This window comes from Paraburkholderia solisilvae (genome assembly GCF_902859875.1).
Classification (GTDB): domain Bacteria; phylum Pseudomonadota; class Gammaproteobacteria; order Burkholderiales; family Burkholderiaceae; genus Paraburkholderia; species Paraburkholderia solisilvae.
In genome coordinates this window covers 37,245-54,294 of record NZ_CADIKF010000049.1, presented here as the reverse complement: position 1 = coordinate 54,294, position 17,050 = coordinate 37,245, and the positions used below count along the sequence as shown (strand labels likewise).

14 protein-coding genes are annotated in these 17,050 nt (G+C 65.7%); 4 read left to right on the top strand and 10 right to left on the bottom strand.

Annotation, left to right across the window (positions count from 1 at the left end):
• Positions 1–146: 146 nt before the first annotated feature.
• From HV675_RS25035 to HV675_RS25020, 4 genes are read right to left on the bottom strand one after another with little or no spacing between them, the layout of a single operon-like run.
• On the bottom strand, positions 147–1,250 hold the full coding sequence (locus HV675_RS25035; protein ID WP_175114144.1) for a pyridoxal-phosphate-dependent aminotransferase family protein: 1,104 nt from the start codon (positions 1,248–1,250) through the stop codon (positions 147–149).
• A gap of 34 nt (positions 1,251–1,284) precedes the next feature.
• Positions 1,285–2,175: an ABC transporter permease gene (locus HV675_RS25030; protein ID WP_175114143.1), complete on the bottom strand. Its 891-nt coding sequence runs from the start codon at positions 2,173–2,175 to the stop codon at positions 1,285–1,287.
• Positions 2,172–3,014 carry an ABC transporter permease gene (locus tag HV675_RS25025; RefSeq protein ID WP_175114142.1) on the bottom strand — a complete coding sequence of 281 codons (843 nt, stop codon included), beginning with the start codon at positions 3,012–3,014 and terminating at the stop codon, positions 2,172–2,174. The genes HV675_RS25030 and HV675_RS25025 overlap by 4 nt, the downstream gene beginning before the upstream one ends.
• An 11-nt stretch (positions 3,015–3,025) precedes the next feature.
• Positions 3,026–4,150, bottom strand: a complete 1,125-nt coding sequence (locus HV675_RS25020; RefSeq protein WP_175114141.1) for a polyamine ABC transporter substrate-binding protein — start codon at positions 4,148–4,150, stop codon at positions 3,026–3,028.
• A 299-nt stretch (positions 4,151–4,449) separates the two neighbouring features.
• Between HV675_RS25020 and HV675_RS25015 the strand changes: the two genes are divergently transcribed.
• Both HV675_RS25015 and HV675_RS25010 read left to right on the top strand, forming a co-directional pair.
• Complete coding sequence (locus HV675_RS25015; protein WP_175114140.1) at positions 4,450–5,379, top strand: LysR substrate-binding domain-containing protein; 930 nt, start codon at positions 4,450–4,452, stop codon at positions 5,377–5,379.
• An 84-nt stretch (positions 5,380–5,463) separates the two neighbouring features.
• Positions 5,464–6,729, top strand: coding sequence for an MFS transporter (locus HV675_RS25010; protein ID WP_175114139.1), 1,266 nt, complete (start codon positions 5,464–5,466; stop codon positions 6,727–6,729).
• A gap of 57 nt (positions 6,730–6,786) precedes the next feature.
• Here HV675_RS25010 and HV675_RS25005 read toward each other — a convergent pair whose 3' ends face one another.
• Positions 6,787–7,521 (bottom strand): amino acid ABC transporter ATP-binding protein, encoded by a 735-nt coding sequence (locus HV675_RS25005; protein ID WP_175114138.1) that lies wholly within the window; start codon positions 7,519–7,521, stop codon positions 6,787–6,789.
• An 80-nt stretch (positions 7,522–7,601) separates the two neighbouring features.
• Positions 7,602–8,990: an FAD-binding oxidoreductase gene (locus tag HV675_RS25000; protein WP_175114137.1), complete on the bottom strand. Its 1,389-nt coding sequence runs from the start codon at positions 8,988–8,990 to the stop codon at positions 7,602–7,604.
• 472 nt (positions 8,991–9,462) lie between these two features.
• On the opposite strand from HV675_RS25000, the gene HV675_RS24995 reads away from it, so the two are divergent.
• Positions 9,463–11,070, top strand: coding sequence for an FAD-dependent monooxygenase (locus tag HV675_RS24995; protein WP_175114136.1), 1,608 nt, complete (start codon positions 9,463–9,465; stop codon positions 11,068–11,070).
• A gap of 193 nt (positions 11,071–11,263) precedes the next feature.
• Positions 11,264–12,877: an AMP-binding protein gene (locus HV675_RS24990; RefSeq protein ID WP_175114135.1), complete on the top strand. Its 1,614-nt coding sequence runs from the start codon at positions 11,264–11,266 to the stop codon at positions 12,875–12,877.
• An 80-nt stretch (positions 12,878–12,957) separates the two neighbouring features.
• Here HV675_RS24990 and HV675_RS24985 read toward each other — a convergent pair whose 3' ends face one another.
• From HV675_RS24985 to HV675_RS24970, 4 genes are read right to left on the bottom strand one after another with little or no spacing between them, the layout of a single operon-like run.
• On the bottom strand, positions 12,958–13,983 hold the full coding sequence (locus HV675_RS24985) for a LacI family DNA-binding transcriptional regulator (RefSeq protein ID WP_175114134.1): 1,026 nt from the start codon (positions 13,981–13,983) through the stop codon (positions 12,958–12,960).
• 25 nt (positions 13,984–14,008) lie between these two features.
• Positions 14,009–15,145, bottom strand: coding sequence for an ABC transporter ATP-binding protein (locus HV675_RS24980; protein ID WP_175114133.1), 1,137 nt, complete (start codon positions 15,143–15,145; stop codon positions 14,009–14,011).
• 2 nt (positions 15,146–15,147) lie between these two features.
• Positions 15,148–16,107 carry a carbohydrate ABC transporter permease gene (locus HV675_RS24975; protein ID WP_175114132.1) on the bottom strand — a complete coding sequence of 320 codons (960 nt, stop codon included), beginning with the start codon at positions 16,105–16,107 and terminating at the stop codon, positions 15,148–15,150.
• Complete coding sequence (locus HV675_RS24970) at positions 16,107–16,940, bottom strand: carbohydrate ABC transporter permease (protein WP_377700510.1); 834 nt, start codon at positions 16,938–16,940, stop codon at positions 16,107–16,109. Before HV675_RS24970 ends, HV675_RS24975 begins: the two co-directional genes overlap by 1 nt.
• Positions 16,941–17,050 lie beyond the last annotated feature (110 nt).

The window sequence follows — 17,050 nt, the reverse complement described above, 5'->3', positions numbered from 1 at the left end:
CTCCCGTCAAAGGTCAGCCAGCATGACATGCGACGTTTCAGCTTTGCCCAGGTACGACATTACAGCTTTGCCGTAACAGCCAGTTCGTTGATAATTTATATTATGTCAAATCAAAAACCCACATCAGCGCAGTAGCAAACCACCCGTCATACCCCCGCATAAGCATCACTCACCGCACGCGCCGCCGCGCCGATATCCACGCTGACACCCTGCCGCTCAAGCGCCGCGCCATACGCAGTCACATTCGCCAGCACCGTATCAAACGCCGCATGCATGCCGGTGTGATTGAGCCGCACGATCCGTCCTTCGATATCGCCAAAGCCCGGCATCAGTTCGACACCGAGGCGCGCGGCATCCGCGATAAGCACATTCGCATCGACACCCGCCGGCACCGGCGCCGACGTGACAAGCGCGGACGCCGCAGCATCATGCGCAATCCACGGCTCGATGCCAAGCGCACGCAACCCCGCCCGGCTCGCCCGCGCCGCCTGCTGATGACGCGCAATCACCTGTTCGATACCTTCCGCGTCGACCCGATCGAGCGCCGCTTCGAGCGCCCAGAATTCGAGCGGCGCCGGCGTCCCCGGCAACGCGAGCCGGCCCCGCTCGATCCAGCCATGTTTGAGCTCCGCAAGCGACAGGCTCGACGGTGCGTAATCCGGTGCCGCTGCAATATGCGTCCATGCGCGCGCACTCACCGCAACCGCCGACACACCCGCCGGACCCGCGAGCGCCTTTTGCGCCCCCATCACCGCGATATCGATTCCATGCACGTCGAAGTCGATCGGATGACCGCCCACCGACGCCACCGCATCGACGACGAACAGCACCCCTCGCGAGCGCGCAAGCGCCGCCAGTTCGGCAAGCGGATTGAGCGCACCGTTCGACGATTCCGCATGCACAGCCGCAACGATATCGACCTGCGGCAAGCCATCGAGGCACGCCGATACGTCGGCGGCGTCGATCGGCTGCCCCGGCGCCGCACTCACCTGATGCACGGTCGCGCCGCCGCGTCTTAACCATGTGCCGAACCACGTGCCGTATGGGCTCGTCACAACATTGAGCGCGACCAGGCCCGGCCGCGCGATACTCGTCGCGACCGCCTCGAGCGCCAGCATCGCTTCCGCCTGCACAAACACCACATCGGCCTGCGTCGCGAGCAATCGTTTGATGCGATCCGCAAGCGGCGCAAAACGGTCGGTGGGATAACGCGGCGGATCGAGCAGCAGATGAAAATCGAAACGGGACATCGATGGGCCTTTGCTTGTGGTTTGATAAACCCGCTTACGAGGATACGGGCGCATGCAGCGGATGCTGCGTCGCGCGATACAACAACGCTGCCAACGCGAGCATCAGCACAGTAAAGGTGAACACCGCCGACGCGGCCGCATAGACAGCCGGCGACGGCCCATATTGAAGACTGCCGTACAGATAAACCGGCAGCGTGCCAGTTTGCGGCGTCGTCAGGAAAGCCGACACCACGAGATTGTCGAACGAAAACGTATACGCCATCAGCGCGCCCGCCGCGACCGCCGGCGCCAGTTGCGGCAAAACGATCTGGCGCAATGTCGCGGCACGGGTGCTGCCGAGATCGGCGGCGGCGTCTTCGAGGTCGCGGTCGAGCGTCAGCATACGAGCGCGCACAACCAGCGCGACCACGGCAATCGCCAGCGGCGCAATGCCCGCGACGAGCGTCGCGGTGCCGAGCGGCACGCCCGTCACCGCATAAAACAGCAACAGCGAAATGCCGATCACCGATTCCGGAACGATCAGCAGCAGATAGGTGAGCCCGCTCAACCACCGCCGCACGCGTCGCGCCGGATGCCGCACCACGACAAAACCGAGCATCGTGCCGAGCCACACCGACAGCAGCGCGCACCAGAACGCGACCACCACGCTTTGCTCAACCGCGCGCCGCAACGACAGATCGTTCCAGGCAGCGGCATACCACTGCACGGTCCAGCCGGTCAGCGTCGCAGTCTGCTTGTTGTCGATGCCGACATTGAACGAATAGACAATGCCCGCGATGATCGGCACAAACAGAAACACGACGACCAGCAGATACCAGGCCCTGAGGCCAATCTCCGCGACGCGCACGCCGGGTGCGCCATACGCGCGCGGCGCAGGCCGCACATCGAGCGAACCCGTCATCGCATCGCCGCGTGGCGCGTTCATCGCCCGACCTCCGCGAAGCCCGCGGTGACGCGCGCGAGCACGGCCACCAGCACCGCGACGACCGCCAGCACAGCCATCGCCATGGCCGAGCCGAGCGCATAGTTTTGCGCATCGAGATACTGCCCGGCAATCGCCTGCCCCATCAGCACGCCGCGGCCGCCGCCAAGCAGCGTCGGGATCACCATTTCGCCCAGCATCGGCACGGCGGTCAGCAGCAGCGCGGTTGCGATGCCGGGCCGGCTCAGCGGCAAAATCACCGCGCCGAAGGTGCGCCAGCGCGTCGCGCCGAGATCTTCGCTGGCGTCGATCAGTGCGCGCGGAATGCGTTCGAGCACGACCGCAATCGGCACGATCGCGATCGGCAGGTACACGTAGACCATGCCGATAAACACCGCAACCGGTGTATCGAGCACATCGAGCGCGCCCGTGTGCAAACCCAGCGCATCGAGCACGGTTTCAGCGAAGCCGTGCCGCGCAAGCACCATGCGCAGCGACATCACGCGAATCAGGAAGCTCGAGAAATACGGAATCAGGATTAACGTCAGCGCGAGCAGTCGACGCCGCGCATGAAACGCGATGAAGTACGCGGCCGGATAGGCGATGCCCACGCACAGCAACGACGCCGTCGCGGCAAAGCGCAATGTTCTCGCGAGCGTCGCGCCATAAAAACCCGTGAGCGCCGCCGCGTAATTGGCAAGCGTAAAGCCCGGCGCTACGCCGCCGAACGTCGCATGTCCGAACGAAAACACCGCCGTGAAGCCCAACGGCACCAGAAAGAACACCGTGAGCCACGACGCCGGCAGCGCCGCGAGCAGATGATCGCCTCGAAACGCGCGCATGCCGGACCGGTTCAACCCGCGGCCGCGCGGATCTCTGTCTGCATCTGCAGATAGACGCCGATCGTATCCGGATTGACGACGAATGAGGTCAGCTTGCTGAAGTCGATGTCCTTGCCGCCGAAGATCAGGTCGGCATTGTGCACATCGGGGCCGATCTTCTCGCGCAGACCCGCGAGCGCCGCCGGAAAACCCAGGTAACGCGTCTCGGACACCTGCACTTCAGGGCGCAACTGATACGCGAGAAAGTCATACGCGATGCCGATATCCGGCGCGCGCTTCGCAATCGCATAGTTGTCGACCCACAGTTCGCTGAGCGGTGCCGGCACGACCCACTTCAAGCGCGGGTTCAAAGCGATCGCCGCACGCGCGCCGGCCTGGTGAGTCTGCGCGAGCACAATCGAGCCATTCGCGGCCGCATCGGGTTCGAGCGTCGCGAAGGTCTTCACGTGCTTCGCGAAGCGCTTGACCGGCTCGGCCGCCGAGCGAATCTGATCGGCGCTCGCCTTGTTCCAGTCCTGACCGCGCATCCACAGCTCGGGCCCGATCGTCTCCCAGCCCGACACCGACAGACGCACCTTGCCGGACACGCCCGGCTTCTCGCCCGCCTTGAAGAAGTCTTCCCACGTGACAATCTCGCCGGTCGCCTGCGGATCGTAGAGCACGCCGAGCAGCCCCCAGTCCTTCGGAATCGAGTAGCGGTTGCCCGGATCGTATTCACGGTTCAACAGCTTCGGATCGAGCGACGCGAGATTCAGGCGGCTGTGATCGAGTTCCTGCAGCAGACCGCGCTTCGCGAACTGCACGATCCAGCTCGACGACGGAATCACGATATCGAAGCCTGCGCCCGCCGGGCTATTGAGCTTCGCAAACAGCGTCTCGTTCGAATTGAATGTCGATACCGCCGGCGTCACGCCCGACTGCTGCGCGAAGCGATGCAGATCGGCGCTCGAAAAGTAGTCGGGCCAGCTGTAGATGTTCAGCTGTTTCCCGCCCGCGAATGCGCCGGCGGCGGGTGCGTTGGCAGCGCGGGCAAGCTGTGCGCCGGCAAACGGCGCCGACACGGCTGCTGCGCCAAGCAGGCGTAAGACGGAGCGCCGGCGCGCGGCGCGGGTGGTCAGGCGTGCGTGTTCTGTCACGTTCGATTCAAACCTCATACACGGTGGACAGGCAAAACGGCCGGCAATTACGCGTGTCGGGAAACGCCGTGCTGACGTCGCCGCATTTACGTCGCCGCATTGACGTCGCAATTCCGGCCGACATTCGAAAAATAACACCCAATACGTAAGAATATTCCGTTGATTTGCTATCTTTCAGTTTCAAGGCAGATTCAACGCAGTTTTCAAAGCAGATTCAAGCGGCGTGACGACGTCGCGGACCTTCAAACGCTGATGACCGACGGTCCAACCCTACCACCCGCTGCCAACAGGGACATTTCATGCCGCTTCGCCTTCCGCCGCTGTCGTCGCTACGCTTTTTCGAAGCGGCTGCGCGGCATCAAAGCTTCAAGCTCGCCGCAGCGGAACTGAACGTGACGCCTAGTGCGGTCAGTCACGGCATCGTCGGGCTGGAGCAGGCGCTCGGCGTCGACCTGTTCGTGCGCGAGCCGCGCAGGCTTTCGCTGACGCCGGAGGGCAAACAGTATCTGCCGTATATCGCCGAGGCGTTCGCGTTGATCGCGATCGGCACGCAGCGGCTGCCGGACCGGCGTGCGAACCGGACCATCGCCGTCAGCTGTGCGCCGACGCTTGCGAGCCGCTGGCTCGTGCCGCGCCTCACGCGTTTTCGCGAATGCTGGCCGAACGTCAGCGTGACGGTCGACACGTCGCGCCGGCCGGTCGGTTTCCCGGCCGACGGCTTCGATTTCTCGCTGCGCCTGAGCCGCGGCCCGGTGGCGGGCGCGTTGTGCGAGCGGCTGTTCGGCGAGCAGCTCGTGCCGGTATGCAGCCCGGCGTACCTCCGCACGTTGACCGGTCCGCACGGACAACCCGACCTGTGCCGCGCGACGCTGATTCACGTCGATACGGCCAGCGCGGACTGGCAAGCGTGGCTGGACGGCGCCGGCCGGACCGACATCGACGCGTCGGGCGGCCTGCACTTCGACACCGCGCAACTCGCGCTCGAAGCGGCCGCCGGCGGCCTCGGCATCGCAATAGGACGGCTGCCGCTGGCCGGCCCGGACCTCGCCGCAGGCATGCTGGTGGCGGCCAGCGAGCGGATCGTCGACGCCGAGCCGGCCTACTGGCTGGTCGGCGCGCAAGGCACGGACGAACGACCGGATCTGCTCGCGTTCAAACACTGGCTGCTCGCCGAAGCCGCCCTGATCGAACCGGTTGAGCGCGCAACGATCGCCCCGCAGGCCGGGTGAAATTTTCTCATCTGTCGTCGAAAACATTTCCTTTGTCGCCGCGCGGCGCCGCTGCCACTATGGCCGCGAGGAGGAAACCCCACCATGTCGACGGCAACACGCGGTGATTCGCTCACCTTGAAAACCCAACTGACGCTCGTGATCGTCGCGGCGGCGCTGATCATGAGCGCGGCCATGGGCGTGCGGCAAACCTTCGGCCTTTTCATCGGGCCGTTCTCGTTCGACCGCGGCATGCCCGTGACGCTGATCGCATTTGCGATCGCCCTGCACAACCTCGTGTGGGGCTTCGCGCAGCCGTTCGCCGGCGCCGCCGCCGACCGTCACGGCGCAGCGCCGGTCGTCGCATTCGGCGCCGCGGTATTCGCGGCGGGTCTTGCGCTGGCGGCAGCCGCACCGTCGGGCTGGGCGCTGGTGGTCGGCCTCGGTGTGCTGGTCGGCATCGGCATCAGCTGCACGAGCTTCGGCGTCGTACTGACCGCCGTCGGCCGCGTGGCGTCGGCCGAACAGCGCAGCCTCGCGATGGGTATCGCGAGCGCCGGCGGCTCGCTCGGCCAGGTGCTGATGGTGCCGCTCGCGCAGGCGGTCCGGTTGAACGCAGGCATCAGCACATCGTTGCTCGTGCTCGCGTTCGTGATGCTGCTCGCCGCGCCGCTTGGCATCGCACTCGACCGCCGTCGCTCGTACGGCGCGCTTACGCCCGCCACCGCGCCGCACGATGCCGCGACCGCCTCGTTGCGCGACACGCTTGCGCTGGCCACGCGGCACCGCGGCTATCGGCTGCTCACGCTCGGCTTTTTCACCTGCGGCTTCCAGCTCGCGTTTATCGCGACGCATCTACCCGGTTATCTGTTTCTGTGCCATATGCCGATCGGCCTCGGCGCAACCGCTTTGTCGCTGATCGGGCTCTTCAATATGGCAGGCAGTTGGGCATGCGGCTGGCTCGGCGGGCGCTTCCGGCAGCAGCACGTACTCGGCTGGCTGTACCTGATTCGCGGCGCCGCGATTGCAGCGTTTTTTCTGCTGCCGAAGACGACGGCATCGGTTGTGCTGTTCGCGGCGGTAATGGGCCTCACGTGGCTCGGCACAGTGCCATTGACGAGCGGACTCGTCGCGAAGGTATTCGGCACGCGGCACCTGGGCACGTTATTCGGCCTGTGCTTTCTGAGTCATCAGCTTGGCTCGTTTCTTGGCGCGTGGCTCGGCGGCTTCGTATTCGACGTGACCGGCTCGTATTCGCTGATCTGGGCCGCCACGGCCGCAGCCGGCGTGCTGGCGGCGCTGCTGCATTTTCCGATCGACGATGCGGTTGTCGATCGCGCGCCGCGTCCCGTCGAAACGGCGCGCGCATGAGCGCGGCGCGTCCGACCGTCGGTGCGGCCCCTCAGCGCGGCCCCTCAGCGCGGCCCCTCAGTGCGCCAGCGTCTGCGCGAGAAATCCCTGCTCGCGTTCGTCCTTGCGGCGCGCGATATCGAAGAACTGCGCGGGCGGCCTGTCGTCGAGAATGCGGCCGCCGGCCATAAACAGCACGCGGTCCGCAACGGCTCGCGCAAACTCGTGCCGAGCGGTGACGACCAGCATCGTCATGCCCTCTTGCGCGAGATCCGTGATGATGCCGAGCACGCTGCCGACCCGCTCCGCCTCGACGCCCGCGGTCGGATCGTCGAGCAGCAGCACTTCGGGGTCGAGCACCAGCGAGCGCGCAATGCCCGCGCATTGTTGCTGCGCACGCGACAACTCATGCGGATATTTCCCTTCGCACATACGCAGCCCGACGCGCCCGAGCAGCGCACGGCTGCGCAAGCTCGCCTCGTCGCGCGAACGGCGCAGCACCTGGGTCTGGGCGAGATCGAGATTCTCCAGCACGGTGAGATGAGAAAACAGATGCACGCCTTGCAACACGATGCCGACGCTCAAGCGATGCTCGCGCGCCACCCGGCGGCCCGGTTGCAAGGTGCGCTTGCCGATCGTGATCTCGCCGCGCTGAAAGCCTTCGAGTCCGTTGATCGTTTTCACGAAGGTCGACTTGCCGGCGCCGGCCGGCCCGCACAGCACCGCGACTTCGCCCTTGTCGAGCGACAGACAGCAGTCGTCGAGCACCTGAACATCGCCATACCACTTCGACAGATGATTGATCCGGATCATGCTTCCACTCCTGAGTTCGGCCCGCGCGCGGCCCCCAACCGCGCGCGACGCATAAACGTGACGAACGCTGCGTGCATCTCTCAACGGGTCGGTTTGATGTTCTGGTTGAGACTGAAGAGATTCGTCGGGTCGTACTTCGCCTTCAGTTCAGCGAGCCGCGCATAGTTGCCGCCGAACGCGACTTTGGCCTGGTCGGGCACCTCATCGCTGAAGAAGTTCGGCAGATAGCCGCCGTTCGACTTCGATTGCAACGCGTCGAACATCGCGCGCGTCCAGGCGATGTGTTCGTCGCTTTCCGCGGGATCGAGCCATTCCGATGCGATATTCACGTTGTACAGCGGGTCGCGATGCGGGAACGCGGTCTCCGTCGGGGCAACGCGCGTGGCCGCGCCGCCGTAGTATTCGATGACGACTGCGGTCAGCGGCGACGTGCAGCGCTCCATGTGGTCGATCAACCGATCGATCACTTCGTCGTCGAACGCTTTGACGAAGGTCGATTTCCAATAGTTGTGCGAGTTGTCCGGGAACGACTGCTCGATCAGCGATTGCATCACCGGGAACGGCATCGGCTCGATGCCGTCGAGCACGGGCGTGCCGAACTGGCGCAGCGGCGCGAGCACGCGCTCGCCTTCGGCCAGATCGCCGCAATAGCAGACGATCATCCCGACCACCGGCACGCCATCCGGCGTCGACAGCAGACCGGCGTACGCGGTCAACTCTTCAGGCGCGGTCGTCATAAACTCGCGGAAATTGCGCAGCACCGCACGCGCATCGGCGCGTGGATAGAGCAGCAATCCGCTCAGCACGGTCTTGACCGGATGCGCGCGAAACACGAAAGACGTGACAATGCCGAAATTGCCGCCGCCGCCGCGCAGCCCCCAGAACAGATCCGGGTTCGAATCGGCGCTCGCGGTAATAATCTCGCCGTTTGCCGTCACGACCTCGCACGACAGCAGATTGTCGATGGTCATGCCGTACTTGCGCACCAGCCAGCCGACACCGCCGCCGAGCGTGAGCCCCGCGATGCCGGTCTTCGACACGACGCCGGCCGGCACCGCGAGCCCATGCACATGCGTTTCGCGATCGACGTCCGCCAGCAGCGCGCCGGCCTGGACATGCACGGTGCGCGTTTCCGCGTCGACCGACACGCGCTTCATTGCCGACAGATCGATCACGAGGCCGTCATCGCATAGCGAGCGCCCTGCGACATTGTGTCCGCCGCTCTTCACCGCGACGAGCAGATCGTTGGCGCGCGCGAACCTGACTGCGCGAATCACATCCGACGCGCTGGCGCAGCGGGCGATCAGGCCAGGATGCCGGTCGATGCTCGCATTCCAGATCGTGCGCGCCGCATCGTAGCCTTCGTCGCCAGGCAAAAGCGCCTGCCCTTTGAACTCACTGCGGAACGTCTCGACGGCGGCGGACTCGACGAGCTTGCCGTCGCGCTGCTTGAGCATACCTGCGTGCATTGTTTCCTCCTTGGAAATGGCGAAATGGCGGCTTGATGTGTTTCGGATGAAACCAGACTGACCGTACGGCCGTTCGTGTAAGAACAGTGACGGCAACGCAACAAGAACACGCGACGCGCTCGTGTTATTCCATGCGCGATCGGCGTCGCCGTGCCGCACCGGCCTGTGCGGCAGTCAGGCGCGGGTGCCTATGGAATCGACCAGCACCTGGGGTTGCACGTATTGATCGCGCGGGTTGACTGTTCCGACCGGAAGCCTAGCGATCCTAACTTCATTATCGGGCGCTGTGTGTGACACACAGCGGCGCCGCTACGCCCCATCATCGCGACCGTTTTGCATCGCACCGCGCTGGGCATCCGGGGAACGATCACCTATCATCAGGACGATCGGCGGCGCGCGTGTGATGTGCCGTCCTGCGCACCGATCCGCGCATGCTTGCCCGCCACGCACACCAGAACGGAGGTCACGGATCATGCAGGACAACACAGACGTGCTGATTGTCGGTGCAGGCCCGGTCGGCCTGCTGCTCGCCACCGAACTGCGCCGTGACGGCATCGATGCCTGCGTGATCGACCAGCTGCCCGGCCGCACGTTCTTCTGCAAGGCGCTCGGCGTGACCGCGCGCACGCTCGAAATCTTCGACGATATCGGCGTTGCCGATGCGGCCATCGACGCGGGCGTCTGGTTGACCGGCATCGAAACCTGGCAGGACGGCGCGCCCGCGGGCGGCATGCAGGTGCAGCCGCAAGGACTGCCGTACGGCGCGCTGTCGCTCGCGCAATTCGATACGGAACGCCTGCTCGAAGCCGCATTGCACCAGCACGGCGGACGCGTCGACTATGGATGGACGCTCGAGCGCTTCAGCGAAACCGCGGATGACGTGCTCGCCCGCCTGCGCGGCCCCGATGGCGAAGCGCACACGCTGCGCTGCCGCTGGCTCGCCGGCTGCGACGGCTCGCACAGTACGGTGCGCGCGCAACTAAACTTGCCATACGAAGGCGGACGCTATCCGCAGACATTTGCGCTTGCCGACGTCGATGTCGACTGGGCGCTGCCGCGCGGACCGATGTACCGCTTCAATACGTCCGATTCGTCCCGCGCGGTGTCGTCGCTCGCCGCGGTGCCGGTGCGCGGCTCGGTGCGGCGCTACCGGCTTTCGGTCATCGTTTCATCTGAGGAAGTCGCTGCGCGACTCGCGACGGTCGACGCACCGGACCTCGATCAGATGCGCTTACTGATGCAACCCGCGCTGCCCGACGGCACGCAATTGTCGAATCAACGCTGGTCGTCGGTTTATCGCGTGAGTCATCGGATCGCGCCATCGTATGGACACGGACGCGCATTTATCGCCGGCGATGCCGCGCATATTCATCCGCCGGTCGGCGGCCAGGGAATGAACACCGGTTTGCAGGACGCGCATAACCTTGCGTGGAAATTGTCACTGGTCGCGCGCGGCCTCGCACGCGCTGCACTGCTCGACAGCTATTCCGACGAGCGGCGCCCAGTCGGACTCGATGTGGTCGAATCGACCACTCGCGCGATGAACAATGTGCTCGCACAACAAACCGCGTTGCCGGGCATACGCGAAACGCAGGTGCTGATCGGCTATCGCGGCAGCCCGATCGTCGCCGACGACGGTCCGCCGCTCGCAGCCGAACTGCCGGCGCCCGGCGATCGCCTGCCCGACGCGAACGGCCTCACGCAGGCATACGTCGGCCACCCGGTGCGGCTGCATCGACGCATCGGCCGCGGCCGGCACGTGCTGATCGGTTACGTCGATGCACAAGGCGTTCAACTGGACGCGCAGCTTGCGGCATTCGCCGATGCGTCGCGGGCTTTGCACGCGGCGCTCGGTTCCGCCTCGGCGTCGCTGCTGATTGCGGCGCCCGGTTGCACGCCGCCACGCGACGAAACGATCCCCCTGCTGACCGACGCCGCCGGCGCGTTCGCAACCGCGTTCGGCGCGCCCGGCGGCACGGTCTGGGTGGTGCGTCCCGATGGCCATATTGGCTGGCGCAGCGCGCAGCCGTCGGCGCAGTCGCTCGACACCTGGCTGACGCAATCCCACATCCTCGCGTAGTGCCGGCATCAGGAGTGACGGGCGAATGACCGTTTTCCGCGATCCGTCAGACCGGACCGCGCCGGGGCGGAATAAACATCGGCACCGTTTGTTCTCGTTACAAGGCAGCCGCGAAGCGGCCGCGAGGCAACCGCAAAAGCGCGTCGCCGGCCTGACCAACAAACGAAACAAACGAAACAAACGGAGCCGCCGGATGAATTCGCCCACCCCTCACCCGCGTCTGCAGCACGCGCACTGGCTTCCGGATACCTCCAATCCTGTTTTCGAGCAAACCGTCGGCGACACGCTGCGCCGCGCAGCCGGCGTGTTTGCCGGCAACATCGCGCTGGTCGAAGGTCATGCGCAGCGGCACGCCCGCCGCGCGTGGACATACAGCGAACTGCTGAGCGCGTCGGAACGGCTTGCGCATGGTTTGTTGCAGCGCTTCCGGCCCGGCGAACATGTCGCGGTATGGGGCAACAGCAGCCCCGACTGGTTGTTGCTCGAACTCGGCGCGGCGCTGGCCGGGCTGGTGCTCGTCACGGTGAACCCGGCCTTCAGGGAAGCCGAGCTCGCGTACGTGCTCGAACAGTCGCGCGCGGTCGGCTGCTTTGCGGTGCCGCACTATCGCGAGCGCGACATGCTCGCGACGCTCGCCGGCGTGCGCGCCGGCTTGCCCGCGCTGCGCGAGGTCGCCGCGCTCGACGACCTGCCGTATGCAAGCGCCGACGACTCCGCCGCCGCGCGGCTGCCGGCGGTCAAGCCCGACGACATTGCGCAGATTCAATACACGTCCGGCACCACCGGTTTTCCGAAAGGCGCGATGCTGCATCATCGCGGCCTCGTCAATAACGCGCGCTTTTATGCGCAGGCGACCGGCGCGCGCGAGCGCGATGTCTGGATCAACCCGCTGCCGATGTTCCACACCGCGGGCTGCGGCCTCGTCACGCTTGGCTCGCTGCAGACCGGCGGCACACACGTGATGCTTCCCGGCTTCGACGCGGGTCTGATGCTCGAACTGCTGGAATCCGAACGCGGCTCGATCACGCTATCGGTGCCGACCATGGCGATCGCGCTGCTCGAGCATCCGGCGCTCGCGACGCACGACCTGTCCGAATGGCGCATCGCCGCGCTCGGCGGCGCGCCGGTGACGACCGAACTCGCCGAGCGCATCGAGCGAACCGTGCCGGCACGTGTGACGGTCGGCTTCGGCCTCACCGAGCACTCGCCGTACATCACGCACTCGCGGCCGGACGAACCGTTCGAACGGCGTGCGCTGACAGTGGGCCGGCCGCTGCCGAACACCGAAGTGAAAGTGGTCGACCCGCACACCGGCGCGATCGTGCCGATCGGCGAGGTCGGCGAAATCTGCGTGCGCAGCTATGCGGTGATGCGCGGCTACTTCGAACAGCCGGAAGCGACCGCCGCGGCACTCGACCCGCAAGGATGGCTGCGCACGGGCGACCTCGGCAGCATGGACGCCGATGGTTACTGCAGCATTCGCGGGCGTTTGAAGGATGTGATTATCCGCGGCGGCGAGAATATCTACCCGCGTGAGATAGAGGACGTGCTGGTGATGCACGCCGGCGTCGCGGACGCGGCCGTCGTCGGTACGCCGGACGACACCTGGGGCGAAGTGGTCGTGGCCTTCATTCGCACCGCGGCGGGTGTGCAGCTGAATGAAACCGAACTGTTCGATCATTGCCGCCGGCACCTCGCGCCGTTCAAAACGCCGCGGCATTGGCGCTTCGTCGACAGCTTTCCGCAAACGCCGTCGGGCAAGATCCAGAAGTATGTGTTGCGCGACTGGTTTGCCGGCAATGCGTGACCGTCAATGGCGTCTCATGCGCTCACGGACGGCCACCGCTTTTCACCCAACCGCTCGCGCCCCTGCTACGTGGCACGGCTTCACGCGTTGATCGCCAGCTTCGGCGCGGGCCCCACCGACGCCCGCATCGTCACCGATACCGGAAACTCGCGCACGATATCCCACGACGTGCGATAGCAGCGGTTGATCAGCCATCGCACCGCATTCTGCGTGAGCTCGGCGGTCGGAATATGCACGGACGTCAGCGCGGGCGCCGCGTACGCGGCGGAATAGTCGTCGTCGTAGCCGATCACCGAGACGTCGCGCGGCACCACGATGCCCGCCTGCTGAAACCGCGCCAGCACGCTGATCGCCATCGTATCGTTCGCGCAGAACAGCGCGGTGAACGGCCGCTTCATATCGAGCAGCGTTTGCGCAGCCGCATAGCCGCCTTCCGGCGAGAAGTCCGACTCGATGAGCGGCACCGTCTCGCGCGCAATGCCGTGCCGCGCCAGTTCGTCGAAGAAGCCGGCCAGCCGCGCGATGTTGTCCGAGGCGGTGAACGGCCCGGAAACCACCGCAATCTGCCGGTGCCCATGCGCGAGCAGCGTCGCCGCGGCCAGCGCGCCGCCGCGCTGATGATCGGCGCAGAATGACGCGTCCGGCAGCGCATCGAATGCGCGATTCAGAAACACGACGCGCGGATGCATGCGGTGCAACGCATGCAGGTCTTCGTCGTGCAGGTCGTGGCTGATCACGACCACCCCGTCGCAATCGCGGCCGATCAGAAAGCGCACCGCTTCCATCGCCTGATCGCGCGGCGATGCCTCGCCGCAGCCGGTTGCCACCACCACATGGCGGTGCACCGCGCGCAGCTGCGTGTCGGTTTCTTTCAGAATGGTGCCGTAATACGAACCGAAAAACGTCGGCACGAACAGGCCGATGATGCCGAGCGACTGCGTCGCCATCGCCCGTCCGATCGACGACGGCCGGAAGTTCAGCTCCGCGATCGCGGCATGCACGCGCGCCGCCGCGTCGGCCGACACCGGACCTTTACCGGAAATCGCGCGCGAAGCCGTCGAAAGGCCGACGCCCGCGCGCCGCGCCACGTCTTTCAGGGTTGCCACAGACTGCCTCCTCAGCCGGTGCTGGTCAGAGGCGCGAGCCGCTTGCCTCGTCGAACAGCGAGATGTGCGCGCCGTCGACCGTGAACGCGGCGGCATCACCCACCGCGACCGGTCTCTTATCCTGATCGATCGACGCTATCTGCGCGCCATGATAATCGAGCCAAATAACCCGGTGATTGCCCATCGGTTCGACGAGCGACACCGTTGCGCGCTCGCCGGTTGCTGCGTTTCCAGCGCCTGCCGCGCTGTTTTCGCCGTCGATGCGCACCCGCACGTCCTCGGGCCGCACGCCCAGCACGCAAGGCCGACCCGCCGTGGGCGCCGCGCGAAACGCATAGCGCGAGACGTCGAGCGTCAGATGCGCACCGCGAAAGTGCACGCGCTCGCCGTCCGGCACGAGCGTGCCATTCAGCAGATTCATCGCCGGCGAGCCGAGAAAGGTCGCGACAAACAGGTTCTCCGGCCGTGCGTACACTTCGGCCGGCGTGCCGAACTGCTGGATCACGCCGCTTTTCATCACGGCCATGCGCGTTGCGAGCGTCATCGCTTCGACCTGGTCGTGCGTCACGTAGATCATCGTCGCATTCAGGCGCTGATGCAGTTGCTTCAGTTCGCGGCGCAGTTCGGTGCGCAGCTTCGCATCGAGATTCGACAGCGGCTCGTCAAACAGGAACACGTCCGCTTCGCGCACGATCGCGCGGCCGATCGCGACGCGCTGCCGCTGCCCGCCCGACAGTTGCGCAGGCTTGCGCTTGAGCAGCGGCCCGAGCTGCAGCATCTCCGAGGCGCGCGCGACGCGCCTCGCGATCTCCGCCTTCGGCGTACCGTTGATGCGCAGCGCAAATGACAGGTTGCGCTCCACGCTCATCGTCGGATACAGCGCATACGACTGGAACACCAGCGCGACGCGGCGGTCTTTCGGGTCGGCCCACGTCATGTCTTCGCCGCCGATCTCGATGCTGCCGTCGGTCACATCGATCAGGCCGGCGATGCTGTGCAGCAGCGTCGACTTGCCGCAGCCCGACGGGCCGAGCAGCACGACGAACTCGCCGCCGCGCACGTCGAGATCGAGCGCGTCGATCACGGTGTTCGCGCCCAGCTGCACCTTGAGGTCGCGCACCGCGACATTCGCGAGACCCGCGGAATTCGCTACCGTTGCCATATTCACCCTTTCACCGCGCCGGACGCGATACCGCGCACGAACCAGCGCCCCGAAATAAAGTAGACCGCGAGCGGCACCAGCGACGTCAGGATCGTCGCGGCCATATTCACGTTGTAAAGACGCTCGCCGGTCGTCGTGTTGATGATGTTGTTCAGTTGCACGGTCATCGGCAGGTTCTTTGTGCCGGCGAACACGAGACCGAGCAGATAGTCGTTCCAGATATTGGTCACCTGAAGAATCATCGCGACGACGATGATCGGCACCGACATCGGCAGCATCAGTTGCAGGAAGATGCGCCAGAAGCCGCCGCCGTCGATGCGCGCGGCCTTGAACAGCTCGAGCGGAATGCCCGCGTAGTAGTTGCGGAACAGCAGCGTCATCACGGGCATGCCGAAAATGGTGTGGATCAGCACGATGCCGGGCAGCGAGCTGAACAGGTGCACGCTCGCCAGCACGCGCACCATCGGATAGATCATCACCTGATACGGAATAAACGCGCCGACCAGCAGCACGCCGAACAGCCAGCCCGCGCCGCGCGGCCGCCAGAACGACAGCGCATAGCCGTTCACCGCGCCGACCGCGATCGACAGCACGGTGCTCGGCACGACGATGCGCACCGAGTTCCAGAATCCGACCTGAATGCCGTTGCAGTCGAGTCCGGTGCAGGCGGCCTGCCACGCGTCGACCCACGGACGCAGCGTGAAATCCGCGGGCCATGCGAGCAGATTGCCGAGGCGGATCTCCTCCATTGGTTTCACCGACGTGATCAGCATCACGTACAGCGGCAGCAGGAAGAACAGCGCGCAGACAATCAGAAACGCGTAGATGCCGATGCGCGCCGGTGCAAAGCGCGGCCGGCGCGGGCGTGGCCGCGGCGCGCGCGCGGCGGCAGCGACGCCTGTCGCCTGTCGTGCCTGCTGCGGCCGATGCGCGGCGCTATCGGCAGGGTCGAGCGTGCTCATCACACGTCCTTTCGCGCAGCCGCGCGGCTTCTGGCATAGAAGAACGGCGCGAGAATCGCGAGCACCGTCAGCAGCATCACGACCGACGCCGCCGACGCGAGCCCGATATTCGCGCGGCCGAACAGATAGTCCATGATGAACTTCGCGGGCACTTCGCTCGCCGTGCCGGGACCGCCTTGCGTCATCGCGACGACCGCGTCGTACAGTTTTACGACCATCACGAACAGCAGCACGAACGCGGTGGACAGCGACGGCCCGAGCATCGGCACGACGATGCTCGCATACACGCGCCAGCGCGGAATGCCGTCGAGGCGCGCGGCCTTCCACAGTTCGTCGTCGACGCCGCGCAGGCCGGCGAGCATCAACGCCATCACGAGGCCCGACGCCTGCCAGACCGTCGCGATCACGAGCGTATAGACGACCCAGTCCTGATCGACGATCCAGTCGAAATGCGCATGCGCAAAGCCGAGCTTGCGCAGCACCGCCTGCGCGCCGAGCGACGGATTGAGAATCCACTGCCAGACAAGGCCGGTCGCGACAAACGACATCGCATACGGGTACAGAAAGATCGTGCGCAGCACGCCTTCCGCGGACACGCGCTGATCGATGAAAATCGCGAGCAGCATGCCGATCACGATGCACGCGATGATAAAACACGCGCCGTACAGCACGATATGCTGCAGCGACACAAGCCAGCGGTCATTGTGAAAGAGCCGCACGTACTGCGTGAAGCCGATGAAATCGTTCGATGGAAAAGTGCGCGAGTTGCTGAGCGAAACGCGCGCGGTCCAGACCATCGTGCCGAGATACGCGAACACCACGGTGAGCAGCATCGGCGCCAGAGCGATCCATGCGGCAAGCGGCCAGCGCTTGCGCAGCGGCCGTCCGCGCCGCGCGCGGGCCGAACGCGCACCCGCCTGCGCGCCGCTGCCCGCGTCGGCGC

What these genes read in the sequence shown, in the direction of transcription:
- HV675_RS25035 (WP_175114144.1), bottom strand. Translation starts at nt 1,250, where the DNA reads ATGTCCCGTTTCGATTTTCATCTGCTGCTCGATCCGCCGCGTTATCCC.
- HV675_RS25030 (WP_175114143.1), bottom strand. Translation starts at nt 2,175, where the DNA reads ATGAACGCGCCACGCGGCGATGCGATGACGGGTTCGCTCGATGTGCGG.
- HV675_RS25025 (WP_175114142.1), bottom strand. Translation starts at nt 3,014, where the DNA reads ATGCGCGCGTTTCGAGGCGATCATCTGCTCGCGGCGCTGCCGGCGTCG.
- HV675_RS25015 (WP_175114140.1), top strand. Translation starts at nt 4,450, where the DNA reads ATGCCGCTTCGCCTTCCGCCGCTGTCGTCGCTACGCTTTTTCGAAGCG.
- HV675_RS25010 (WP_175114139.1), top strand. Translation starts at nt 5,464, where the DNA reads ATGTCGACGGCAACACGCGGTGATTCGCTCACCTTGAAAACCCAACTG.
- HV675_RS25005 (WP_175114138.1), bottom strand. Translation starts at nt 7,521, where the DNA reads ATGATCCGGATCAATCATCTGTCGAAGTGGTATGGCGATGTTCAGGTG.
- HV675_RS25000 (WP_175114137.1), bottom strand. Translation starts at nt 8,990, where the DNA reads ATGCACGCAGGTATGCTCAAGCAGCGCGACGGCAAGCTCGTCGAGTCC.
- HV675_RS24995 (WP_175114136.1), top strand. Translation starts at nt 9,463, where the DNA reads ATGCAGGACAACACAGACGTGCTGATTGTCGGTGCAGGCCCGGTCGGC.
- HV675_RS24990 (WP_175114135.1), top strand. Translation starts at nt 11,264, where the DNA reads ATGAATTCGCCCACCCCTCACCCGCGTCTGCAGCACGCGCACTGGCTT.
- HV675_RS24980 (WP_175114133.1), bottom strand. Translation starts at nt 15,145, where the DNA reads ATGGCAACGGTAGCGAATTCCGCGGGTCTCGCGAATGTCGCGGTGCGC.
- HV675_RS24975 (WP_175114132.1), bottom strand. Translation starts at nt 16,107, where the DNA reads ATGAGCACGCTCGACCCTGCCGATAGCGCCGCGCATCGGCCGCAGCAG.
- HV675_RS24970 (WP_377700510.1), bottom strand. Translation starts at nt 16,940, where the DNA reads ATGCTGCTCACCGTGGTGTTCGCGTATCTCGGCACGATGGTCTGGACC.